The sequence below is a fragment of the Lentzea sp. NPDC036949 genome, assembly GCF_055608075.1.
The window spans coordinates 456,154-479,810 of sequence record NZ_JBVJRA010000003.1 but is presented as its reverse complement, the minus strand read 5'-3'; the positions used below and the strand labels follow the sequence as shown (position 1 = coordinate 479,810).

Below are 23,657 nucleotides of genomic sequence, written 5' to 3'. Positions count from 1 at the left end.
CTTGAGATCGACGATCCAGTAGTACTGGATACCCGCAGCAGCGTACTCATCCGGCTTGATCTTCAGGTCCGACCCGGCTTGATGACCCGCACGGGTGGTTCGAACAGGCGTGCTAGGAGCTACTCCATCAGGCGACGTCGAACCAGCGCGGCGAGGTCCACCGTCATCGGTGCCGGGCTGCGCACGTCGAGCATCCGCGAGCCTCCTCCGGCCAGCTCGTACCGGCCGTCCACCAGGGAGTACGCCGCCATGCTGACCGGCTCGTCCAGCGCGACCACCCAGTAGTCCGGGATTCCTGCGGCGGCGTACTCGCGCGGCTTCACCCGCAGGTCCACGTCCTCCGAGCCCTCGGACAGGACCTCGATCACCAGCGCCACGTCCGCCGCGTCGAAGCGCGTCACCCCGGCGTCGAAGAGCTTGCTCGAAGCCACGACGACGTCCGGCTTGCGCATGAGCGGGCGTGCGCTGTCCTTGAGGAGGACGTCGAACGCGTGCACGACGTCGAGTTCGACGGGCAGCTGGGCCTCCAACTGGTCCGCCAGCAGGCGCACCGCGCGTTGGTGCACGGGATAGCGCGGTGGCATCTCCACCAGCACCCCGTCCACCAGCTCGTGGCGGCGGCAGTCTTCCTCGGACATCTCGTCGTAGTCGGCCAGCGTGATGATCACGGCCAGGTCATCGACGTGCGACGACCCGCCCTTGATCACTCACACAGGGCCTCAGTCCGACTTGACGACCCGGATCAGCCCCTCCTGCACCACCGTGGCCACCAGCTGCCCGTCCTGCGTGAAGAACTGCCCGGTCGCCAGCCCGCGGTTCCCCGAGGCGGACGGCGAGGCGGTGTCGTACAGCAGCCACTCGTCGGCGCGGAACGGGCGGTGGAACCAGATCGCGTGGTCCAGGGAGGCGCCGAGGACCTTGTCCAGTCCCCAGTAGACGCCCTGCTTGGCCAGGACGCCGTCCAGCAGCGTCATGTCCGAGGCGTAGGTCATCACGCAGATGTGCAGCATCGGGTCGTCCGGCAGCTTGCCGTCGGCCTTCATCCACACGCGGGACACGGCCTCGCCGGGACCGTCCTCACGGGACTCCCACGGCGGCTCGGTGACGTAGCGCACGTCGATCGGACGCGGGAACTTCGAGTTCACCAGGGAGTAGCCGGCGGCCTGTTCGGTCCACGTCGGCAAGGTCTCCGGGTTCGGCACGGAGGGCATGGAGGAGGCGTGCTCGACGCCCTGCTCCTCCAGCTGGAAGGAGGCGGAGAGGGCGAAGATGGCCTTGCCGTGCTGCACGGCCACGACGCGGCGGGTGGTGAACGAGCGGCCGTCGCGGATGCGGTCCACCTCGTACACGATCGGCACCCGCGGGTCGCCGGGCCGGATGAAGTACGAGTGCAGCGAGTGCACCCGTCGTTCCACCGGCACGGTCCGACCCGCGGCCACCAGGGCTTGACCGGCGACCTGCCCGCCGAAGACGCGCACCGGCGACTCGGCGGGGGACACACCGCGGAAGATGTTCTCCTCGATGCGTTCCAGGTCGAGCAACGCGACCAGGTCGTCCACTGCGGGTTGGCCACTCACACCGGGTGGTCCGGCGGCAGCGGCACGGGCGGCCTCAGTCACGTTCCAACACTCCTACGCGTGGTCTTCCTCCCCCAGCCGGTGCACCCGGATGAGGTTCGTCGACCCAATGGTGCCAGGAGGCGATCCGGCGACCACCACCATGAGGTCACCGGCCTGGTAGCGGCCGATCTCCAGCATGGCCACGTCGACCTGGCGGACCATCTCGTCGGTGGACTCCACGCGCGGCACGATGAACGTCTCGGTGCCCCACGTCAGCGACAGCTGTGAGCGCACCGACGGCTCCGGCGTGAACGCCAGCAGCGGCAGGTGCGTGTGCAGGCGGGCCAGGCGGCGGACGGTGTCGCCGGACTGGGTGAACGCGACCAGGGCCTTGGCGTTGAGGCGCTCGCCGATGTCGCGGGCCGCGTAGGAGATCACACCGCGCTTGGTGCGCGGGACGTGCGTCAGCGGCGGCACGACGACCGACTCGGTCTCGACGGCCTCGATGATGCGGCCCATGGTCTGCACGGACTCGATGGCGTAGCGGCCGACCGAGGTCTCACCGGAGAGCATCAGGGCGTCCGCGCCGTCGAGCACCGCGTTCGCGACGTCGGACGTCTCGGCGCGGGTCGGGCGGGAGTTCGTGATCATCGAGTCGAGCATCTGGGTCGCGACGATGACCGGCTTGGCGTTCTCGCGGGCGATCTGGATCGCGCGCTTCTGCACCAGCGGCACGCTCTCCAGCGGCAGCTCGACGCCCAGGTCGCCGCGGGCGACCATGACGCCGTCGAAGGCCAGCACGATGGCTTCGAGGTTGTCCACGGCCTCCGGCTTCTCGATCTTCGCGATCACCGGGAGGCGCTTGCTGCCCGCGCGGTCCATGACCTGGTGGACCAGGTCGATGTCGGCGGGCGAGCGGACGAACGACAGTGCGATGAAGTCCACGCCCAGCGAGAGCGCGAACTCGAGGTCCTCGATGTCCTTCTCCGACAGCGCCGGCACGGAGACGTCCATGCCGGGCAGCGAGAGGCCCTTGTTGTTGCTGACGGGTCCGCCCTCGGTGACCTCGCACACGACGTCGGAGCCTTCGACCTCGACGACCACGAGGCCGACCTTGCCGTCGTCCACGAGCAGGCGGTCGCCGACCTTGGCGTCCTTCGCGAGCTCCTTGTACGTCGTCGACACGCGGTCGTGCGTGCCCTCGACGTCCTCGACGGTGATGCGGACGATGTCGCCGTTGTTCCAGTCGACAGGGCCGGCCGCGAACCGGCCGAGCCGGATCTTGGGGCCCTGCAGGTCGGCGAGGATGCCCACGGCGCGACCGGACTCGTCCGCTGCGGCGCGGACCATGTCGTAGACCTGCTTGTGGTCGGCATGGCTGCCGTGGCTGAAGTTCATCCTGGCCACGTCCATACCGGCCGCTACCAGGTCACGGACCTTTTCGGGCGTGCCAGTGGCGGGACCGAGGGTACAGACGATCTTTGCGCGTCGACTCACGTGTAGAGAGAGTAGTCCTCGTTCCTGGACCGATCCCGAACTACTCCTCGGTAATGTTCTGCCAATGGGTCGAGTGTTCCCGTTCGTGTTCGCCGCGTTGCTCAGCGTCGTCGTGTTGTTCACCCCCGAGTCAGGTGTGCCCTCCTCGCCGCCGGGCACCGACAAGGTCGTGCACCTGGTGCTCTTCGGCCTGCTCGCGTTCACCGGCCTGCACGCGAAGATCCCTCACGCGCTGTGGGCGCTGGTGGCGTACGCGGGGCTCTCGGAGGTGCTGCAGGAGCTCATCACGCCGCTGCACCGCAGCGGGGACGTCCTCGACGCACTCGTCGACGTGGCCGGGATCGGTCTCGGCTGGGCTATCGCCGCGGCTTCTCGCTCACGCCGACGTGGTCCTCGCACCACGCGTTGAGGTCCCTGAGCTGCCGCCACGCCTTGCGCACCCGGTCCAGGGCGCCCGGCTCGTGCAGCACGTCGTCGGGCTCCCAGACCTTGCGCACCCAGATCGACCGGTGCTTGAGCAGGTCGAGGTGCGGGTGGTCGTCGGCGAACCCGCGCGGCTTCGACCTCATCACGTCGCCGTGCAGCTTCCAGCCCTGCTTGACGAGCTTGTCGACGACCTTGCGCAGCAGGACGCCGTGCGCGTCGACGGAGGCGCGGTAGCGGGCCAGCTGGTCGGACTGCATGTGGAACGAGCCACCGCCCACCATCAGGCCCTCCGGGCTGAGCTGCACGTAGTACGCGCCGCCGCCGCGGCCCTTCTCGATCACGGCGCCGCAGTGGTCCTTGTACGGCGTCTTGTCCTTGGCGAACCGCACGTCGCGGTACGGCCGGAACACCTTGCCCTCACCGAACTCCCCCTCCAGCGCGAGCAGCAGCGCCTCCATGGGGGCGCGCACGTCGCGCAGGTAGGTCTCCCTGTTGTCGTCCCAGTACGCCTTCGAGTTGTCCAGCACCAGGCCGTCGTAGAAGTCGATCGCGTACTCGCCGAAACCTTCGAACGTCACCGAGTCAGCCTAGGCGGCACGCCCGAATGCGTGAAAACTCGTTTGAGCGCAGACGGTCGGGGCATACTCGGACGAATGCCACGCCGTACCACCGCGCTCGCGAACTGGCTCCAGCGGCTCGACCAGGACGCGGTGGCGGCGGTGCTGACACACCGCAGGGACGTGGGCGACCGGTTGCTGCGCACCCTCAAGGACCTCGCGTACCAGCTCACGGACCCCGACTCGGTGCACCGCGCGGAGGAGGACCTCGACCAGGGCGCGGTGGACGTGCTCGGCGCGATCGTCCGGCTGGGCCGCTCGGCGAGCGTCGACGCGGTGTGCGCGGAGCTGCGGTGCTCGGTGCGGGAGTTCGACCGGGCGTTCGCCGAGCTCAAGGTGCGCGCGCTGGCCTGGCCGGAGGGGCCGGTGCTCAAGGAGGTCAACTCGGTGCGGGCCCTGCACGCCCGGCCGCACCTCACGCCGCGGCCACCGGCGGCGCGGCGCGGGCCGGTGCCGCGGGTCTCGCCGGTCGGGCCCGCGACGTCCACCGTGGACGGGGTGGCGCGGCTGCTGGCGCACTGCGAGCGGGACGCCTTCGAGGCCCGCCACACCGGCGGTGTCGCGACCGGGGAGATCCGGCGGGTCGCGCGGGCGCTGCGGGTCACCGACGGCGTGCTGCGGCTGCGGCTGGAGCTGGCGGTCGAGGCGCAGCTGCTGGGGCTGGAGCGCGGGCGCCTGCTGCCGACGCGGCACGCCGACGCGTGGCGGGACGCGCACCCCGGGGACCGGCTCGCGCGGCTGGTCGCGGCGTGGCGGCGGATGGACTGGCGGCCCGACGCCGAACAGGCGCGGGCGGCGTTGCGCGACTACGCCGGGCAGTGCGGCGCCGAGCTGCGGCGGTCGACGCTCGCGGCGTTCAGCACCGGCCACGCGGTCGTGGAGCCCGGTGAGCTGGTCGCCGAGCTGGAGTGGGCCCGCCCGGCCGTGCACGACCTGCGGGCCACGGCGGTCGTCATCACCGAGCTGGAGGCGCTGGGGCTGGTCGCGGGTGGCGCGCTGACGCCGCTGGGACTGGCGGTGCGCGACGGCGGTGACGTGGCGGCGGCCGCGGTGGAGCTGATGCCGCCGGCCGCGGACAGGGCGGTGTTCCTGGCGGACCTGACCGCGGTGGTGGACGGCCTGCCGGGCACGGTGCTCGCCGCCACGCTGGACCTGGTGGCGGACCTGGAGGACGGCGACTCCGCGCGGGTGTGGCGGCTGTCGGCGGGGTCGATCCGGCGGGCGCTCGACGCCGGGCTGCCGTCCGAGGAGGTGCTGCTGCGGCTGGGGGTCGTGGCGGACGGGCCGCTGCCGCAGGCCGTCGAGCACCTGGTGCAGGACGTGGCACGGCGGCACGGGCAGCTGACGGTGACCGAGGTCGCGTGCTGCGTGCGGGCGGAGGACCCCGCGCTGCTGCGGGAGATCGCGCGGTCCCGGTCGCTGGCGCAGCTGGGACTGCGGTTCCTCGCGCCGACCGTGCTGGCGTCCGCGGCGCCCATGCCCGAGACGCTGGCGGCGTTGCGCGCGGCCGGGTACGCGCCGAAGGGCGTCGACGGCGCTGACCGGTCCATTGTGGAGCGTTCACGGCCGGACCGGGCGCCCGCGCGCGGTGAGCGCGGACCGGACCGGCAGCGCGCCGAGCTGGACGACCTGGAGCTCACCCAGCTCGCGGTGCGGCTGGTGGAGCAGGAACGGCAGGTCCTCGGCCGGGGCACGCCGAGGGCGAACGCGGCGCGGCTGCTGCGCGACCAGAACGTCTTCCTGCGCGACGAGGAGGTGCAGCGGCTCGCGTCGGCGCTGGTCGACGGCCGGCCGGTGCGCATCGGGTACGCGAGCGGCCCGCGGCAGACGGAGTCGGTCCTGATCACACCGGTCAAGCACCTCGACGGCGTGCTGACGGCGGACTGCGAGGGCGGTGTGAGCCGGGAGTTCCGCATCGAGCACGTCCGCGCGGTGCACGTGCCCGGCGGGTGAACACCTGGTGAAGTCGCCGCCGCACCGGTGATCACGTGCTGATACTGGGGACCGTGCCCGACCCGTTCTCCGCCGGACTGCTGATGGTGCTCGAGACCGTGCTGGAACGCTTCCTGCTCGGGCTCTTCGACGCGGCGCACAAGGGTGCGCGGGACAAGAAGCGGCAGCGGGAGCTGACCAGGCCGGGTCCGCTGGTCGAGCGGATCGGCACCGAGCTCGCCCGCGGTGAGCTCGGCGGGGTCGCGGAGAACGAGTGGCGCGCCGCCGTGGCCGCGGTGCGCGAGTCGGTCGAGGCCGCGCTGCCGCTGCGCGAGGACGAGGCGCTGCACGTGGTGCTGACGCCCGAGGCGCTGCGGGCGCACGTGCTGGCCAGGTCGGTGGCGGTGCGGCGGGCGGCCGGGCTGTCCGAGGCGGCCTCGGCCGGCTACGACGCGCTGCTCACGCGGGTGTGCGTCGCGATCGTCGAGCTGGTGCGGTCGCAGCCGGAGTACGCGCGGCGGCTGGCCGTGGCGATGTTCCAGCTCGGTCAGCGCACCGCGGACGCCGTGGCGCGGTTGCCCGAGCAGCAGCGCGCGGCCGTGGTCGCCGCGCACCGCGAGTTCGAGGACCGGTACGCCGAGCAGGTCGCGCACGCGCTGGGCGGCCTGGAGGTGTTCGGGGTCTCGCGGGGACGGGCGCCGCGCCGGCACTCGTTCGACAGCTCGTACGTGTCGCTGGCCGTGGCCAGGGTCGGTGACACCGGCGAGCTGACCGGTGCCGGGCTGCCGGTGGCGGCGGCACTGGCGGACACGCCGCGGGTGCTGGTCCGCGGCGGCGCCGGTGCGGGCAAGACGACGTTCCTGCGCTGGCTCGCGATGAACGCGCTGGGCGAGACCAGGACCTCCGGCGACGAGTGGCTCGGCCTGGTGCCGTTCTTCGTGCCGCTGCGGCAGTGCACGGCGTTGCCGAAGCCGGAGGAGCTCATCGCCTGGACCGCGGCCGTGATCGAGGAGGAGAAGCCGTCCGGGTGGGTGACCGCGCGGCTGCGGGAGGGCAGGGCGCTGGTCCTGGTCGACGGCGTGGACGAGCTGGTGTGGGAGCGGCGGGCCGAGGCGCGGCAGTGGCTCGCGCAGCTCGTGGCGGCCTACCCGAAGGCGCGGTACGCGGTCACGACCCGGCCTGCGGCGGTGCCGGAGGACTGGCTGGAGGACTGCGGTTTCGCGGCGTTCGACCTGTTGCCGTTGAGCGACAAGGGGGTCCGCGACTTCGTCGAGGCCTGGCACACGGCGGCGCGCGACGAGCCGGGGTTGCCGCGGGACGCGCGGGTGTGGCTCGCCGAGTGCGAGACGCGGCTGGTGGCGACCCTCGCGAAGCGCCCCGACCTGCGGCGGCTCGCGTCGAGCCCGCTGCTGGCGGGACTGCTGTGCGCGCTGCACCAGGACCGGAACATGCACCTGCCGCGGGACCGGCGGTCGCTGTACGAGGCGGCGCTGGACCTGCTGCTGGTGCGCTGGGACGAGGACCGCGGCCTGGTGCTGCCGGCGTTCTCCAAGGAGGAGCAGCTCGTCCTGCTGCAGCGGTTCGCGTACTCGCTGGTGCGCAACAGGGAGCTGATGGTGCCGCGCGAGGAGGCGGTGCACCGGCTGGGGAACGCGATGCGCGGCCTGCGCTCGCACGACGTGGACCCGGATGAGGCGATGCAGCGGCTGCTGGAACGCGCCGGGCTGCTGCGGGAGGCGGCCGGGGAACGGGTGCAGTTCGTGCACCGGACGTTCCGCGACTACCTGGCGGCCAAGGAGGTCGTGGACGCGGGCGACCTGAACCTGCTGGTGGACCGGGCGCACCTGGACGAGTGGCACGACGTGGTGGTCATGGCCGTCGCGCACGCCCGGCCGCGCGAACGGGCCAGGGTGCTGATGGACCTGCTGGCGGGCAACGACGACACGCGCAAGGACGAACGCGGCCGGGACAGGCTGCGGCTGCTCGCGCTGGCGTGCCTGGAGCAGGCCGACGTGATCGAACCGGAGACCGCACGCGCGCAGGTGACGTCGGCGGCGGCCGCGCTGATCCCGCCGACGAGCTTCGCGCACGCCGACGCGCTGGCCGAGGCCGGGTCGTTCGTCGTGGACCTGCTGCCGGGACCGGAGGCGGTGGCCGAGGCCGCGTTCGTCGTGCGGACGCTCGCGAACATCGGCGGTGAGGGCGCGTGGGAGCGGCTCGCGGAGTTCGTGGCCGTGGACCAGGTGATGGTCGTCGACGAGCTGCTGAGGGCGTGGCGGAACACCCCGGACGCGGAGGACTACGCGCGGACCGTGCTGTCCGGGGTTGACTTCGGCGACCGGCGGGTGGACGTCCGCGGCTGGCACCGCATCCAGTTCATCGCGCACCTCGCGAAGCTGCGGTACGTGCGGTGCATCGGCAACATCAACCCGCTCGACCCGCTGGGCGCCATGCCCGCGCTGCACCGGCTGGAGCTGTGGCAGAACGAGGTGGTGCGCGAGCTGGCCCCGCTCGCATTGTCGGGGTCGCTGCGGGAGCTGCACCTGAGCCGGTGCCGGCCGCTGGGGCGGCTCGACCTGGCGCCGGTGCGGGGACTCGATGAGCTGCACCTGCACTTCAGCCGGGTCGACCTCGCGTCGCTGGAGGGCGGTGCGCTGCGGCGGTTGCAGGTCCGCGACGAGGGCCTCGACGGCGGTCTGGCGGCGCTGCCCGCGTTGCCCGCGCTGCGGCACCTGGCCCTCGACCACCGCCCGCCCTACCCGCTGGCGGGGCTGGAGCGGTGGCCGACCATCACGACGCTGGAGGTGTTCGGGGTGCCCGCGGCGGACGAGCTGCGCGTGCTGCCCGCGCTGGAGCACCTCGTCGTGCACCAGCCGGAGTCACCGGCCCGGCTGGCCGGGCTGCGCCGGGAGCTGCCGGGGCTGCGGATCACCACCTGATGTCGGCGAGGCTGCCCAGCGGCGGGCGCCGCGACGCGTCCTGCGGCTGCACGGCGGACGTCTCGGCGGCGTGCAGCTCGGCCGGGAACGTGAAGCTCACCCGCTGTTCGAGCTCGGTCAGCGACACCTGGAACACCCGGAACTCGTCGAGGTCGAGCGCCTCGGCCAGCACGAGGTTCTGGGTGAGCAGGAACGCGCTGCAGCGCAGCTCGCCGTCCACGACGAACGCGATGGCCTTGAAGAACTCGCGCGGGATCGGGACACCGCGGAACACCCGGTCGTCGACGTTGAACACCGGTCCGCCGTAGACGCTCACCCTCAGGTCGTCCACGTCGACGTCGGCGAGCACCGCGTCCTCCAGCCGCCCCCAGAGGCCTTCCTTGGTGCTCTGGTTGAAGTCGTCCATCTGCGGGGTGATGTTCGTGAAGAAGAACGAGTCCCGGTTGGCCTTCTTCGCCTCCGCCGTCGGCCCCCAGCACAGGTCGGCGCGGCGCGCGATGTGGCCGCGGTCGAGCCGGTTGTCGCGGTAGAGCTCGTCACCGGTCTGGAACTCCGCGGGCACCCTCGGGTCCTTGACGAACGGGATGCCGGTGCGGCTCAACGCCTTCATGGCGGCGCCGTCGATGTTCCACGCCACCCAGCTCGCGAACCTGCGCGACCTGCTCAGCGCGAGCGAGAAGTGGGTGTAGTCGATGGTGGTCGAGCCGTTCAGCTCGACCGCGTCCTCGGCGCCCGCCCCGGTCAGCACCGGAATCCCGGCGTCCGTGCCGAGGAAGCCGGTGTCGAAGCCCGTCTGCACCGCTGTGCTGGTCATGTGTCGCCCCCTGTGACTCACCTGCAGGATCGACAGTGTCACCACGACCGTTAGCGGCGTACACCCGAACGGCCCAGTGCCGCGACCACAGCCGGCCGCGGCACCGGACCCCGCACTACCTGCCGACCAGCTCGACGGTGCGGCCCGCGCGGCGGGACTCGTCGACCCACTGGTCGATCGCCTGCACGCAGGCCTGGTCGAGGTGCCGGACCCCGCTCAGGTCCATCCTGACGTGGTCCCTGTCGACGCCGTCGAGCACGTCGAGCAGGTTCGGCAGCCGCAGGAACGTGGCGTTGCCCTTCAGCTCCAGCCCGTCCGGGGTGACGACCACCGACAGCCGGGACACGTCCCAGGCGGTCTTCACGATCGCCGCGAGCAGGCCGACCAGCGTGCCGGTCAGCAGGTCCGTGGCGACGATGAGCCCAGCCGTGAGCACCAGGACCGCGCCCTCGGCCCGGTCGGTGCGCCACAGCGCGACGACCTGCTTGAGCCCGAGCAGCTTCCACCCGGCGTGCACCAGCACGGCGGCGAGCACGGCCACCGGGATCAGCGCGAGCAGCCCCGGCAGCGCCACCACGAACAGCAGCAGCCACACGCCGTGCAGCACCCGTGACGCCTTCGTCCGCGCGCCCGCCGCCACGTTGGCGGAGCTGCGCACGATCACCGCCGTCATCGGCAGTGCGCCGAGCAGGCCGCAGATCGTGTTGCCCACGCCCTGCGCCACCAGCTCCTGGTCGTACTTCGTCCGCGGCCCCTCGTGCATCCGGTCCACCGCGGCCGCGCTGAACAGGCTCTCCGCGGAGGCCACCAGCGCGAACACCACCGCGGAGCCGACCACCCCGGCGCCGAGCAGCGAGAACTCCGGCAGGTGCACGTCCGTGGCCAGCTCACCGACCTGGATCCGCGCCACCGGCAGTCCCGCCACCTCGGCGACCGCGGTGCAGACCACCACTCCGATGAGCACACCCGGCACCGCACGCCAGGCGAACCGCTGCCACAGCAGCATGATCGCGATCGTCGCGACGCCCAGCAGCACCGCCGCGGGCGTCACCGCGAGGTCGACCAGTCCCGCGACCTTCTCCCCCGTCGTGGCCGGCGCCTGCGCGCCGACCAGCGGGTAGAGCTGCCCGAGCACCAGCACCAGGCCGATGCCCGCGAGCATGCCCTGCACCACCGACGGCGAGATCGCGCGGAACCACCGCCCGCACCGCGCCAGGCCCAGGACCACCTGCAGCAGTCCGGCGCCGAGCACGATCACGCCGAGCGCGGCGATCCCGTGCGTGCCGACCGCGTCCGCCACCAGCACGGTCAACCCGGCCGCCGGTCCGCTCACCTGCATCGTGCTGCCCGGCAGCAATCCGACGACGATCCCGCCGACCACGCCCGTCACGATCCCGAGCTCGGCCGGCACCCCCGACGCCACCGCCACACCGACGCACAGCGGCAGCGCCACGAGGAAGACGACGACCGACGCACCCAGGTCGGCCCACACCTTGTTCTTCATCCGGACCCCGCCCCCTTACAGCGGCAGGAACGCGTGCTCGGCGCACGCGGAGACCTCGCCGGTCTCGATGTCGTAGAACCAGCCGTGCACGCGGAGCTCGCCTCGGTCGACCTTCTCCGCCACGAACGGGTAGTCGAGCAACGCCCTCAGCTGCGCGCGCACGTGCTCCTGCCCCTCGCCGCGCAGGGCGGGGTCCGCGGAGCTGCGCGGCCGCTGCTCACCGAGCCAGCCGCGCATGGCCGGCAGGTGGTCGATCGCGGCGCCGTTGAGCGCCATCACCGCACCGCAGTGCGAATGCCCGCACACGACGATCTCGCTGACGCCGAGCTGCAGGACGGCGAACTCGATCGTCGCCATCTCACTCGTGGGCGCGTTCAGCGAATACGGCGGAATGACGTTGCCCGCCGTCCTGAGCTCGAAGAGAGAGCCCGGTTCCGCGCCGGTGATGGCCGCGGTGACGATGCGCGAGTCGGCGCACGTGATGAACATCGTCGACGGCTTCTGCCCCCGCGCGAGCTGCTCGCCAATGGCCTGGGGCCGCGACTTGGCGTGTGCGCGGGCATGCTGAACAAAGCGGTGGAAGTCCACGGGAATCCCTCACTGCTGGGGTTGAGATCTGTGTTCAGTTGGAACCGACCGGCGGGGACCGATCAGTTCCGGAACACCTGCAGTGCGGGTGGTGTGCGCCAGACCGCTGTCGGTTCGGCGGCGGGAACCGGCTTGGCACCGGTCGCCTCGACGCGCGGCGCGAGGGCCACCTCACGGGGCTTGGCCACGGTGGATGAACGTTCAACCGCCGAAGCGGCCGTCAGCAGGCGCAACCGGCTCGGTTCGCGCTCCTCGCGCGGCGCCTCTTCCTTCGGGGCCGACGTCTTGGACTTGGGCGGCGGCGCGCCGATCGACGCGGTCGACACCGCCGGGGCCAGCACGGCGCACAGGGCGACCACGACGGCCAGCAACACACTGCGCATGGTTCACCCCCCGACCGAGTTGATCTCGCACTTCCAGTTTTACCCGAGCGGATGACCAATGGGTTAACGGGGGCGCGATTGCACCGTCTCAACCGGCAAATTCACCCGAAAGGTGCTTCGCGTTTCACGGAGTGGAACGACGCTCACGCCTGACACACACCCTAGTCCTCCATTCAGTTTGTGGCGCAAATCATCAGCGAAGGGCCGAACCTTTCTCGTTCCCATCACGAAGGACACCTCACGCGGACTTTTACCGGCGCGGAACTGCTTGGATGACGGCGTGACCGCCTACGACGTCGCCCGGCTCCTGCCCGTCATCGAGGAACTGCGCGCGTTGTGCCGTTCGCTTGCCGTTCTGGACCTCGTGCTGAACCCGGACGACGACGTCCGGCGCCACCGGTTCGACGCCTCGTGGGCGCCCGGTGAGGAGCTGGCGTCCATGGACGACGGCTCGGGCAACGAGTACTCCGTCGTGTTCACGGCGGCGGGCGCGTACGTGCGCGGTTTCGACCACGAGTCGCCGATGAGTCCCTATGCCACCGACGACGACCAGCCGTGGCCCGGTGTCGTCGACGCCGTGCCCGAGGTGTTCCGGCAGTGCGTGGAGGAGCCGGCGTTCTGCGACGAGGGCGTCCCGCGCAGCACGGTGTGCCTGTGGCGGCGCACCGACGACACCGCCTGGCAGCACGGGGAGATCGACTTCCCCGACGACGACCAGGACGGGGCGGACTGGCTGTTCGCGCTGCTGACCGACCGCACACCGGAGGCGTACCAGGACTGGGCGCGGGACTACTACGAGATGCCGGTCGACCTCGGCGCGGTGCGGCACGTGTACGCCGGGCGGCCGCTGACTTCGGACGTGGTGACCGCGCTCAACCCCGCCACGACCCTGGCCGCGGTGGCGGACCGGGTGGCCGCCACGGGCTACCCCGTCCGCTGAAAGGCGAACGCCCCGGTCCGACGTCGTTGTCGGGGCCGGGGCGCCATGCTGCTGACCGCTGGTCGGACGTCGTTGTCAGACCACGGCGAGCGGAAGCTGGTTGGGGATCACGGGCGAGGGCAGGTTGGACGAGCCGGTGAGGAACCTGTCCACGGCGTGCGCCACGGACCGGCCCTCGGCGATCGCCCACACCACCAGCGAGGCGCCGCGATGGGCGTCGCCGCAGACGAAGACGCCGGGGGCGGTCGTCTGCCAGTCGGAACCGCACGAGATGGTGCCGCGCGACGACAGCGGGATGCCGAAGTCGTCGAGGACCTTCATGTGCTCGACACCCTCGAAGCCGATGGCGAGCAGCACCATGTCCGCGGGCAGCAGCTCGACCTCGTCGGACACCGGCACGACCTGGCGGCGGCCGGAGGAGTCCCGCTCGACGCGCACCTGCTGCAGCTCGATGAACCGCACGTGGCCGGCTTCGTCGCCGACGAAGCGGCGGACCGCCACGGTGAAGCGGCGTTCGCCGGCCTCCTCGTGCGCGGGGTACGTGCGCAGGACGTGCGGCCACACCGGCCACGGCGAGCGGTCGTCGTCGCGGACCGACGGCGGCATCGGGTACTGGTCGAGCTGCGTCACGGACAGCGCACCCTGGCGGGTCGCGGTGCCGTAGCAGTCGGCGCCGGTGTCGCCACCGCCGATGACGATGACGTGCTTGCCCTCGGCCGAGATGCCGCTCGGCCCGTCGCCCTCGCAGGCCCGGTTCGCGGGGACCAGGTGGTCCATCGCGAGGTGGATGCCGTCGAGGTCGCGGCCGGGCGTGGACTTGTCGTCACGGCCGCGCAGCGCGCCGACGGCGAGCACGACGGCGTCGAAGTCCGAGCGCAGCTGCTCGACGGTGATGTCGACGCCGACCTCGCAGCCGGTGACGAACCTGGTGCCCTCCTTGCGCAGCTGGGACAGCCTGCGGTCGAGGACCTTCTTCTCCATCTTGAACTCGGGGATGCCGTAGCGCAGCAGGCCGCCGAGGCGGTCGTCGCGTTCGTAGACGACGACCTCGTGACCCGCGCGGGTCAGCTGCTGGGCGGCGGCGAGACCGGCGGGACCGGACCCGACGACCGCGACGCGCTTGCCGGAGGACACCGCGGCCGTGGACGGCTGCACGTAGCCGTTCTCCCACGACATGTCCGCGATGGTCTCCTCGACCCGCTTGATCGCCACGGCACCACCGGCATCGTGGGAGATCGCCAGCACGCAGGCGGCCTCACACGGTGCCGGGCACAGCCGCCCGGTGAACTCCGGGAAGTTGTTGGTGGCGTGCAGCCGGTCGGAGGCGAGCTCCCAGTCGCCGCGGCGCACCAGGTCGTTCCACTCCGGGATCAGGTTCCCGAGCGGGCAACCGGCGGTTCCGCTGTGGCAGAACGGGATGCCGCAGTCCATGCACCGCGTCGCCTGCGTGCGCACGGCGGCGTTGCGCTCCTCCGGGGCCTCCTGGAGGTAGACCTCGTTCCAGTCCTGCAACCGTTCCGGCTTCGGGCGCTTGGGCGCGTCGGAGCGGGAGTGCTTGAGAAAACCCTGTGGATCAGCCACGAGACGCCTCCATGACAGCCGCGTCAACGTCCCGGCCCTCGGCGCGGGCGAGGCGCATGGCCTCGAGAACGCGCTGGTAGTCGCCGGGCATGACCTTCGTGAACGCACCGGCTCGACGGGTCCAGTCACCGAGCAGCGAGGCCGCGACGGCGGAGCCGGTCAGCTCGTGGTGCCTGGTGACGACGTCCTTGAGCCAACGCAGGTCCTCGGCGCTGAGGCGCTGCAGTTGCACCATCTCCTGGTTCACCGACAACGGGTCCAGGTCCAACACGTACGCGATGCCGCCGGACATGCCGGCCGCGACGTTGCGACCGGTCGGGCCGAGCACGACGGCACGGCCTCCGGTCATGTACTCGAACGCGTGGTCGCCCACGCCCTCGGCCACCAGCGTGGCACCGGAGTTGCGGACGCAGAAGCGTTCGCCGACCCGGCCGCGCAGGAAGATCTCACCCGACGTGGCGCCGTAGCCGATCACGTTGCCCGCGATCACCTGCAGCTCCGCGCGGAACGGCGCGTCGTCGTGCGGGCGGACGACGATCCGGCCGCCGGACAGGCCCTTGCCGACGTAGTCGTTGGCGTCGCCGACCATCTCCAGCGTGATGCCGCGCGGCAGGAACGCGCCGAGCGACTGGCCGGCCGAACCCGTGAGCTTCACGTGGATCGTGTCGTCCTCCAGGCCCTCGCCGCCGTAGCGGCGGGTGACCTCGGCGCCCAGCAACGTGCCGACGGTGCGGTTGACGTTGCGGACCGGCAGCTCCAGCTTCACCTGGTGCGCGTCCTCCAGCGCCGCCTCCGCGAGCTGGATGAGCGTGCGGTCCAGGGCCCGGTCGAGGCCGTGGTCCTGGTCGCGGACGCGGCGCTTGGCCGTGGGGTACGGCGTCTCGGGCACCTCGAAGACCGGGTCGAGGTTCAGGCCCTCGATCTTCCAGTGCTCGATCGCCTCGTCCTTGTCGAGCAGCTCGGCGTGGCCGACGGCCTCGTCGATCGTGCGGAAACCCAGCTCCGCCAGCAGCTCCCTGACCTCCTGCGCGATGAACTCGAAGAAGTTCACGACGTGGTCGGCCTGGCCGGTGTAGCGGGCGCGCAGGTCGGGGTTCTGCGTGGCGACGCCGACCGGGCAGGTGTCCAGGTGGCAGACGCGCATCATCACGCAGCCCGCGACGATCAGCGGTGCCGTGGCGAAGCCGAACTCCTCGGCACCGAGCAGCGCGGCGACCACGACGTCGCGGCCGGTGCGCATGGCGCCGTCGACCTGGACGGTGATGCGGTCGCGCAACCCGTTGAGCAGCAACGTCTGCTGGGTCTCGGCGAGGCCGATCTCCCACGGCGTGCCCGCGTGCTTGAGCGAGTTCATCGGCGAGGCACCGGTGCCGCCGTCGTAGCCCGAGATGAGCACGACGTCCGCGTGCGCCTTGGCCACGCCCGCCGCGACCGTGCCGACGCCGATGGAGGAGACCAGCTTCACGTGGACGCGGGCCTGCTCGTTGGCGTTCTTGAGGTCGTGGATGAGCTGCGCCAGGTCCTCGATCGAGTAGATGTCGTGGTGCGGCGGCGGCGAGATCAGGCCCACGCCGGGCGTGGAGTGCCGGGTGCGCGCCACCCACGGGTAGACCTTGAAGCCGGGCAGCTGGCCGCCCTCGCCGGGCTTCGCGCCCTGCGCCATCTTGATCTGGATGTCCGTGGCGTTCACGAGGTACTCGCTCGTGACGCCGAACCGTCCACTCGCGACCTGCTTGACCGCGGAACGGCGTTCCGGGTCGTACAGGCGCTCGCGGTCCTCGCCGCCCTCGCCGCTGTTCGACCGGCCGCCGAGGCGGTTCATCGCGATGGCCAGCGTCTCGTGCGCCTCGGCCGAGATCGAGCCGTAGGACATGGCGCCGGTGTTGAAGCGCTTGACGATCGCGCTGACCGGCTCGACCTCGTCGATCGGGATCGGCGTGCGGCCCTCGGTGCGGAACTTGAACAGGCCGCGCAGCGTGCCGCCCTGCCGGGAGATGCGCTCGACCTCCGCCGTGTACTGGCGGAAGACGTCCTCCTTGCGCGTCTTCGTGGCGTGCTGCAGCAGGAACACCGTCTCCGGCGTGAACAGGTGCAGCTCGCCCTCGCGGCGGTACTGGTAGTCACCGCCCACCTCGAGGCGGCGGTGCGCGCGGTCGGTCGGGTTGTCCGGGTACGCGCGCCGGTGGCGCAGCGCCACCTCCTCGGCGAGCACGTCCATGCCGGCACCGCCGAGCTTGGACTGCGTGCCGGTGAAGTACTCGTCGAGCAGGTCGTTCGACAGGCCGACGGCCTCGAAGATCTGCGCGGCGGTGTAGGCGCCGACCGTCGAGATGCCCATCTTCGACATGATCTTCAGGACGCCCTTGACGAGCGCCTTGACGTAGTTGCGGATCGCCTTGTGCGCCGGGACGCCGGTGATGGCGCCCTGGCTGATCAGGTCCTCGATCGTCTCGAACGCGAGGTACGGGTTGACCGCGGCGGCGCCGTAGCTCAGCAGCGCGGCGACGTGGTGGACCTCGCGGCAGTCGCCGGACTCGACGACGAGCGCGACGCGCAGGCGTTCCTTGGTGCGCACCAGGTGGTGGTGCACCGCGGAGACCAGCAGCAGCGACGGGATCGGCGCCATCCGGTGGTCGGAGTCGCGGTCGCTCAGCACCAGCGTGCGGGCGCCGTTCGCGATGGCCTCGGACGCCTCGCGGCGCACCCGCTCGACCGCCGCGGCCAGCGCGTCGCCACCACCGTCCACCTCGTACAGTCCGGACAGGACGGTGCACGCGAAGCCGGGCAGGTCGCCGTCGTCGTTGATGTGGATGAGCTTGGCGAGCTCGTCGTTGTCGATCACCGGGTAGTCGAGGGTGACGTGCCGGCAGGAGACGGGACCGGGGTCGAGCAGGTTCTGCTCGGGGCCCATCACGCGCTTGACCGAGGTGACGATCTCCTCGCGGATCGCGTCCAGCGGCGGGTTCGTGACCTGGGCGAAGTTCTGCACGAAGTAGTCGTAGAGCAGCCGGGAGCGCTGCGACAGCGCGGCGACCGGGGTGTCCGTGCCCATGGAGCCGAGCGGCTCCTGGCCCATGACCGACATGGGCGTGAGCAGGATGCGCAGCTCCTCCTCGGTGTAGCCGAAGGTGAGCTGGCGGCGCACGACCGACTCGTGGCTCTGCACCACGTGCTCGCGGGCGGCGAGGTCGGCGAGGTCGAGCAGGCCCGCGTGCAGCCACTCGTCGTAGGGCTGCTCGGAGGCGAGGCCCGACTTGAACTCCTCGTCGTCGACGATGCGGCCCTGGGCGGTGTCCACGAGGAACATCCGGCCCGGCTGCAGCCGGCCCTTGGCGACGACCTGGTCGGACGGCACGTCCAGCACACCGGACTCGGAGGCCAGCACGACGCGGCCGTCGGCGGTCTGCCACCAGCGGGCGGGGCGCAGGCCGTTGCGGTCGAGCACCGCGCCGACGACCTCGCCGTCGGTGAACGTGACGCACGCCGGGCCGTCCCACGGCTCCATCAGCGAGGCGTGGAACTGGTAGAACGCGCGGCGCTTCGGGTCCATCGTGGCGTGGTTCTCCCACGCCTCCGGGATCATCATCAGCACCGCGTGCGGCAGGCTGCGGCCGCCGAGGTGCAGCAGCTCCAGCACCTCGTCGAACGACGCGGAGTCCGAGCCGTCCGGGTCGCAGATGGGGAACAGCCGCGCGAGGTCGCCGGGGATGAGGTCGCTCTCCAGCAGTGCCTCGCGGGCGCGCATGCGGTTGCGGTTGCCGCGCACGGTGTTGATCTCACCGTTGTGGGCGACGAACCGGAACGGGTGCGCCAGCGGCCACGACGGGAAGGTGTTGGTGGAGAACCGGCTGTGCACCAGCGCGATCGCCGACCGCAGCCGCTCGTCGTGCAGGTCGGGGAAGAACGCCGGCAGCTGCTCGGTCGTCAGCATTCCCTTGTAGACGATCGTGCGCGCCGACAGCGACGGGAAGTACACGCTGCCCTCGTGCTCCACGCGCTTGCGCAGGCAGAAGGTCAGGCGGTCCAGGGCGACGCCGGTCTCGTCGCGCGTGCCCTTCACGAAGAGCTGGGCGAAGTGCGGTGCCACGGACAGCGCCGTCGGGCCCACGTTCGCCTTCTCGGCGTCGACCGGGACGTCGCGCCAGCCGAGCACCTCGAGGTTCTCCTCGACGGCGATGCGCTCGATCTGCTCCCGCGCGGCCTCGCGGTCCTCGGCCTCGAACGGCAGGAAAGCGATTCCCGCCGCGTACCCGCCGCGCTGCGGCAGGTCGAAGTCGACGACAGCGCGCAGGAACTCGTCCGGCAGCTGGAGCAGGATGCCGGCGCCGTCGCCCGAGGTGGGCTCTGCTCCGGCTGCGCCACGGTGTTCCAGGTTGGCCAGGGCGGTGAGCGCGTCGCTCACGATGCCGTGGGAACGCCTGCCCTGGATGTCGGCCACCATCGCGACACCACAGGCGTCGCGTTCATCAGCGGGGTCGTAGAGACCCTGGGGGCCGGGGATGGCGGAGAAGATCACTGCGCAGACCTCCTTCGTCGTCCTCGCGTAAAGAACTAAAGTCCTCGTGCTCAGACCTCGAACCAACAGGTGGGAGCACGGGACGACGATGGCCCGCGTGTTGACGCGACTTTAACAGCCGCGAAACCCGGGGACACCATCCAATGGGTGATCCAGGTCATGGAAGCGTAACGATTTCCCAGCGCTGAGCGACATTGCAGCGAACGTCGAGGCCCGTTACGGCTGAGTTAGCGTAACCGAACGTTCAACTTCGGCCAGCGCGATGAGAGCTGCACAACATTCGCGTGTTGCCACAAGATCAGCTGGGTAACCCCTCCTTCTTCCTGGTCAGACGCCTGCCGTCCCAGTTAGCGGACGCTCACACCGCACCGCCCGCTCCGCCGGGATGTCGTTCGTTTCCGGTCAAAAAACCGAGGTCCCGGTCCTCCGCGTCGCGTGCGGGAGGACCGGGACCTCGGTCTTCGCAGGGCTTGGCCGCCGTCAGGTCACGTGGCCGGGAGCGAGAGGGGGTCGCCCCCGGCCACGGACGCCTCAGTGGGCCGGGACCGCCACCTTCGCGGTCTCGTCCTCGCCGGACTGCTTCGCGAGCAGGTCGTCGACGTCGACGCTGCCGGGGTTGTTCAGCACCTCGGTCAGGCGGTCCCTGTCGAGGGACTTCTGCCAGGCGGCGACCACGAGCGAGCCGACGCCGTTGCCGATGACGTTGGTGATGGCGCGGGCCTCGGACATGAACCGGTCGATGCCGACGATGAGCGCGATGCCGACGGCCGGGATGGCGCTGTGCGCCTCGAACGCCTGCAGCGAGGCGGCCAGGGTGACCAGGCCGGCGCCGGTGACGCCCGCCGCGCCCTTGGACGCGATCAGCATGAACAGCAGCAGGCCGATCTGCACGCCGATCGACACGTCGTGACCGGTGGCCTGGGCGATGAAGATGGCGCCCATGGTCAGGTAGATGCAGGTGCCGTCGAGGTTGAACGAGTACCCGGTCGGGATGGTGAGGCCCACGACCGACTTCTGCGCGCCCGCCGCCTCCAGCTTGACCATCATGCGCGGCAGCACCGACTCCGAGGACGACGTGCCGAGCACGATCAGGATCTCGTCCTTGATGTAGCGCAGGAACTTGAAGAGGCTGAAGCCCGCGACCTTCGCGACGATGCCGAGCACCACGACGACGAACAGCAGGCAGGTGGCGTAGAAGGAGCCCATCAGCCACAGCAGCTTGCCGAGCACGCTGCCGCCGAACTTGCCGACGGTGTAGGCGATGCCGCCGAACGCACCGATCGGCGCGACGTACATGACGATCTTGATGATGCCGAACATCACCTTGGAGAGCGTCTCCATCGCGGACACGACCTTGGCGCCGCGCTCGCCCATGCCGGCGACCGCGATGGCCACGAGGATCGCGACCACGAGCACCTGGATCAGCTGCCCGTCGGTGAACGCGCTGACGAACGACTTCGGCACGAGGCTCAGGATGAAGCCGGTGACACCGGTCTCCGCGCTGGAGGCGTCCTTCAGCGTCTTGTCGGCGGCACTCGCGTTCAGCTGGATGTCGCCGCCGTGGTGACCCGGCTGCACGATGTTCACGACGAGCAGGCCGATGGCGAGCGCCACGGTCGTCATCGCGGTGAAGTACAGGATCGTGCGGAGTGCGAGACCGCCCGCCTTGGCGAGGTTCCCGAGGCCGGCGATGCCGACGATGATCGTGGCGAAGATGGTCGGGGCGATCACCACCTTGACCAGGTTCACGAACAGGTCGGCGAGCCACTTCATCTCGGACGCCTGCTTCGGGAACAGGAACCCGACCGCGGCGCCCAGCACGATGGAGACCAGCACCCAGAAGTAGAGGTGCCTGTAGATCGGTTTGCGGCCTGTGGTGGTGGTCGCCACTGTTCCTCCTCGAACACTTCGCGTTGGGTAGGAGGGTGAGCCGCGCCACGCACAGCGACAAGGCGGTGCCCGGAAACTTCAGACAGACCTGACGTAACGGTTAGTCTTCGGTGGTGTCGCTCAGCCGTCGCACACTTCTGCTAGGGGGTGCCCTCGCTCTCACGGGGTGCACCCCGCGGAAGGTCGAGGCACCCGCGCGGCTCGTGCTGGCCACCGGCCCGGACGGGGCGGTGTTCCGCGAGATCGGGGCGGCGCTCGCACGGGTGCTCGCCGAGCAGCTGCCCGGCACCGAGGTGGTCGCGCAGCCGACCGGCGCGTCGGTGGAGAACCTGCGGCTGCTCGCCGAGGGGAAGGCCGACCTGGCGCTGTCCTCTTTGGACGCGATCGAGCCGCCGGAGAGCGTGCGCGCGGTCGGGCGGCTCTACGACAGCTTCATGCAGATCGCGGTGCGCAAGGAGTCGTCCATCGAACGGCTCGCGGACCTCGCGGGCAAGCGGATCTCTTTGGGGCCCGTGGGTTCCGGCACGGAGTTCACCGGACGGCGGCTCTTGCAGTACCTCGGCGGTGCGTCCGCTGTGGACGAACGCATGGCGCACGCGGTGGCCTCGCGCCGACTCGCCGACGGCTCGCTGGACGCGCTGCTCGCGCTGACCGGCATCCCGACCGACGCGGTCTACAACATCAAGGACCAGGTGCGGCTGATCAACCTCCAGGACGAGGCGGTGCGGCTCCACCGGGAGTTCCGCGGCCCGTACATCCCGGCGACGATCCCCCAGTCGGTGTACAACCCGATCCCGGCCTGCCACACGTTCGCGGTGCCGAACCTGCTGCTCGCGCACGAGTCGCTGAGCGCGGACGTGGTGGAGGTCGTGACGCGGACGGTGTTCACCGAGACCGCGCGGATCGTGGAGGGGCACCCCGAGGCGTCGCGGATCAACGTGCGCACCGGCATCGCGACCGGTGAGGTGCCGTTGCACGAGGGCGCCATGCGGTGGTTCCGCTCGGTCAAGCGCTGAGGCTGATCTTCACGTCGAGGCCGGGACCGGCGTCGTGCAGCGTGAGCGCACCGCCCGCGGACTCGATCAGCTCGGCGCAGATCGCGAGGCCCATGCCGGTGCCGGGCACGTTCTGGTGCTTGGTCGCGCGCCAGAACCGCTGGAGCGCGTGCTCGCGTTCGTCGGCGGTGAGCCCGTCGCCGTTGTCGACCACGTGCAGCTCACCCTTCGCGCCGGTGACCACGACCTCGGTGGCGTTGGCGAGGCGGATGGCGTTGCTGACCAGCTCGTCGAGCACGCTGCCCAGGCCGCCGGGCGGTTCCTGCATGGTGAGCCCCGGTGGCACGGTGACCTTCAGCTCGACCCCGGCCCGGTGGGCGAGCGCCTGCCAGCCGGCCCGGTGCGTGGCGAGGAGCTGGTCGATCTCGACGGGTTCGGTGTCGCGGGCGCTGTCGAGGCGGGTCGCGGCGAGCAGCGTGTCGAGCACCCGGCCCATCTCCTCCGCCTCGTCCACGGCGATCTGGTGCGCTTCCCGCCCGTGTTCGCCGCCGACGTGCGGCTCCAGGTTGTCGACGGCGAGCCGCAGGCTGGCCAGCGGGTTGCGCAGCTGGTGCGACGCGTCGGCCACGAACGCCTTCTGCCTGGTCAGGGCCCTGCCGACGACGTCGACCATGGTGTTGAAGCTGCGGGCGAGCCTGCGCAGCTCCGGCGGTCCGCCGACCTCGTCCGCGCGCACCTCCAGGTTGCCCTGCGCGACCGCTGCCGTGGCCTCGTCGAGCCGGCGCACCGGCCGCAGCACCCACCGCGACATCGGCCACGCCGCCGCGACCACCGCGAGCATCGGCGCGAGCCCGGCCAGCCCCATCAGCCCCCACTGCCGCAGCACCTCGCCGCGCAGCGCGGCGGTCGGCGAGATCGTGACGACCGCCGCCACCACCTCGCTGTCCCGCCCGACCGGCTCGACCACGACCATCGGGTCGGTCCGCCACGGCCAGCCCGAGTACCCGGCCGGCGGCGAGTACCCGGACAGCGCCGCGCTGAGCCCGCCCTCGACCAGGTCGTCGTGCGGGTCGAAGCCGTTGCGGGAGGTGATGAGCACGCTGCGGTCGGCGCTGACCAGCGCCACCGTGATGCCGTAGACGTCGTCGTACCGGTCGAACTCGTCGCGCAGCAGCTCCGTGCGGTCCGACTGCAACGCGCTCTCCGCGAGCGAGGCGAACCGGCTGGCGTCCCCGAGGCGGTCGAGGTAGGTCGTCTGGGTCTCGCGCTGCACCACGGCGGAGGCGAGCGGGATGCCGAGCGCGGCGACGAGGGCGACGAGCAGCGGGACGGTGATGACGAGGAGTCTGCGCAGCATCAGCCGCCGTCACTGGTTCGCATCGGGCACCTCACGGCGTTCATCATCCGGTACCGCGACGACACCCCGCAGTGCCGTGTTCCCGAAGTCACCCCCGGTAACCCTGCTCGCCCCGCACC

At 71.2% G+C, this 23,657-nt stretch carries 17 protein-coding genes; 5 read left to right on the top strand and 12 right to left on the bottom strand.

The genetic code is table 11. From position 1 onward, the window contains the following. Window positions 1–119 precede the first annotated feature (119 nt). Genes ACZ7CD_RS11755 through pyk form a run of 3 tightly spaced genes read right to left on the bottom strand, consistent with a single transcriptional unit; the run spans window position 120 to window position 3,056 of the window. Complete coding sequence (locus ACZ7CD_RS11755; protein WP_470378858.1) at window positions 120–707, bottom strand: Uma2 family endonuclease; 588 nt, start codon at window positions 705–707, stop codon at window positions 120–122. Between the two features lie 12 nt (window positions 708–719). Continuing rightward, window positions 720–1,619, bottom strand: coding sequence for an acyl-CoA thioesterase II (tesB, locus tag ACZ7CD_RS11750; protein ID WP_470378857.1), 900 nt, complete (start codon window positions 1,617–1,619; stop codon window positions 720–722). 12 nt (window positions 1,620–1,631) lie between these two features. Then, complete coding sequence (gene pyk / locus ACZ7CD_RS11745; protein ID WP_360390298.1) at window positions 1,632–3,056, bottom strand: pyruvate kinase; 1,425 nt, start codon at window positions 3,054–3,056, stop codon at window positions 1,632–1,634. Between the two features lie 64 nt (window positions 3,057–3,120). Here pyk and ACZ7CD_RS11740 point away from each other — a divergent pair, with 64 nt between their 5' ends. Beyond that, entirely contained in the window at window positions 3,121–3,465 is a 345-nt protein-coding gene (locus ACZ7CD_RS11740) for a VanZ family protein (RefSeq protein WP_470378856.1), read from the top strand. Here ACZ7CD_RS11740 and ACZ7CD_RS11735 read toward each other — a convergent pair. Next, the gene (locus tag ACZ7CD_RS11735) at window positions 3,413–4,060 is read right to left on the bottom strand and encodes a DUF2461 domain-containing protein (RefSeq protein WP_360390303.1); all 648 of its coding nucleotides are present in this window, start codon (window positions 4,058–4,060) and stop codon (window positions 3,413–3,415) included. The genes ACZ7CD_RS11740 and ACZ7CD_RS11735 overlap by 53 nt on opposite strands. A 75-nt stretch (window positions 4,061–4,135) precedes the next feature. Between ACZ7CD_RS11735 and ACZ7CD_RS11730 the strand changes: the two genes are divergently transcribed. Together ACZ7CD_RS11730 and ACZ7CD_RS11725 are read left to right on the top strand one after the other, a co-directional pair. Next, window positions 4,136–6,052 carry a helicase-associated domain-containing protein gene (locus ACZ7CD_RS11730; protein WP_470378855.1) on the top strand — a complete coding sequence of 639 codons (1,917 nt, stop codon included), beginning with the start codon at window positions 4,136–4,138 and terminating at the stop codon, window positions 6,050–6,052. Window positions 6,053–6,087: 35 nt separating this feature from the next. Then, complete coding sequence (locus ACZ7CD_RS11725; RefSeq protein ID WP_470378854.1) at window positions 6,088–8,970, top strand: NACHT domain-containing protein; 2,883 nt, start codon at window positions 6,088–6,090, stop codon at window positions 8,968–8,970. Here the strand turns inward: ACZ7CD_RS11725 and ACZ7CD_RS11720 are convergent. From ACZ7CD_RS11720 to ACZ7CD_RS11705, 4 genes are all read right to left on the bottom strand, one after another. Beyond that, window positions 8,960–9,784 carry a DNA/RNA non-specific endonuclease gene (locus tag ACZ7CD_RS11720; protein WP_470378853.1) on the bottom strand — a complete coding sequence of 275 codons (825 nt, stop codon included), beginning with the start codon at window positions 9,782–9,784 and terminating at the stop codon, window positions 8,960–8,962. The genes ACZ7CD_RS11725 and ACZ7CD_RS11720 overlap by 11 nt on opposite strands. 115 nt (window positions 9,785–9,899) lie before the next feature. Next, window positions 9,900–11,288 (bottom strand): SulP family inorganic anion transporter, encoded by a 1,389-nt coding sequence (locus ACZ7CD_RS11715; protein ID WP_360390313.1) that lies wholly within the window; start codon window positions 11,286–11,288, stop codon window positions 9,900–9,902. Window positions 11,289–11,303: 15 nt separating this feature from the next. Further along, the gene (locus tag ACZ7CD_RS11710) at window positions 11,304–11,777 is read right to left on the bottom strand and encodes a carbonic anhydrase (RefSeq protein ID WP_360390315.1); all 474 of its coding nucleotides are present in this window, start codon (window positions 11,775–11,777) and stop codon (window positions 11,304–11,306) included. A gap of 161 nt (window positions 11,778–11,938) precedes the next feature. Beyond that, entirely contained in the window at window positions 11,939–12,259 is a 321-nt protein-coding gene (locus tag ACZ7CD_RS11705; RefSeq protein ID WP_458430769.1) for a hypothetical protein, read from the bottom strand. Window positions 12,260–12,539: 280 nt separating this feature from the next. Here ACZ7CD_RS11705 and ACZ7CD_RS11700 point away from each other — a divergent pair, with 280 nt between their 5' ends. Next, on the top strand, window positions 12,540–13,199 hold the full coding sequence (locus ACZ7CD_RS11700) for a hypothetical protein (protein WP_470378852.1): 660 nt from the start codon (window positions 12,540–12,542) through the stop codon (window positions 13,197–13,199). Between the two features lie 75 nt (window positions 13,200–13,274). Here the strand turns inward: ACZ7CD_RS11700 and ACZ7CD_RS11695 are convergent, their stop codons facing one another. The 3 genes from ACZ7CD_RS11695 to dctA all read right to left on the bottom strand — a co-directional run bounded on the left by ACZ7CD_RS11695 (window position 13,275) and on the right by dctA (window position 21,186). Continuing rightward, complete coding sequence (locus ACZ7CD_RS11695) at window positions 13,275–14,780, bottom strand: glutamate synthase subunit beta (RefSeq protein ID WP_360390324.1); 1,506 nt, start codon at window positions 14,778–14,780, stop codon at window positions 13,275–13,277. Beyond that, a complete protein-coding gene (gene gltB / locus ACZ7CD_RS11690; RefSeq protein WP_360390327.1) occupies window positions 14,773–19,296 on the bottom strand; it encodes a glutamate synthase large subunit in 4,524 nt (1,507 codons plus the stop codon). The genes ACZ7CD_RS11695 and gltB overlap by 8 nt, the downstream gene beginning before the upstream one ends. Window positions 19,297–19,827: 531 nt before the next feature. Beyond that, entirely contained in the window at window positions 19,828–21,186 is a 1,359-nt protein-coding gene (gene dctA, locus ACZ7CD_RS11685; protein WP_360390330.1) for a C4-dicarboxylate transporter DctA, read from the bottom strand. Window positions 21,187–21,299: 113 nt separating this feature from the next. Between dctA and ACZ7CD_RS11680 the strand changes: the two genes are divergently transcribed. Next, window positions 21,300–22,202: a TAXI family TRAP transporter solute-binding subunit gene (locus ACZ7CD_RS11680; RefSeq protein WP_360390333.1), complete on the top strand. Its 903-nt coding sequence runs from the start codon at window positions 21,300–21,302 to the stop codon at window positions 22,200–22,202. On the opposite strand, the gene ACZ7CD_RS11675 is transcribed toward ACZ7CD_RS11680, so the two are convergent. Further along, complete coding sequence (locus ACZ7CD_RS11675) at window positions 22,192–23,538, bottom strand: sensor histidine kinase (protein ID WP_360390336.1); 1,347 nt, start codon at window positions 23,536–23,538, stop codon at window positions 22,192–22,194. The two genes, ACZ7CD_RS11680 and ACZ7CD_RS11675, sit on opposite strands and share 11 nt — an antisense overlap. Window positions 23,539–23,657: the final 119 nt, after the last annotated feature.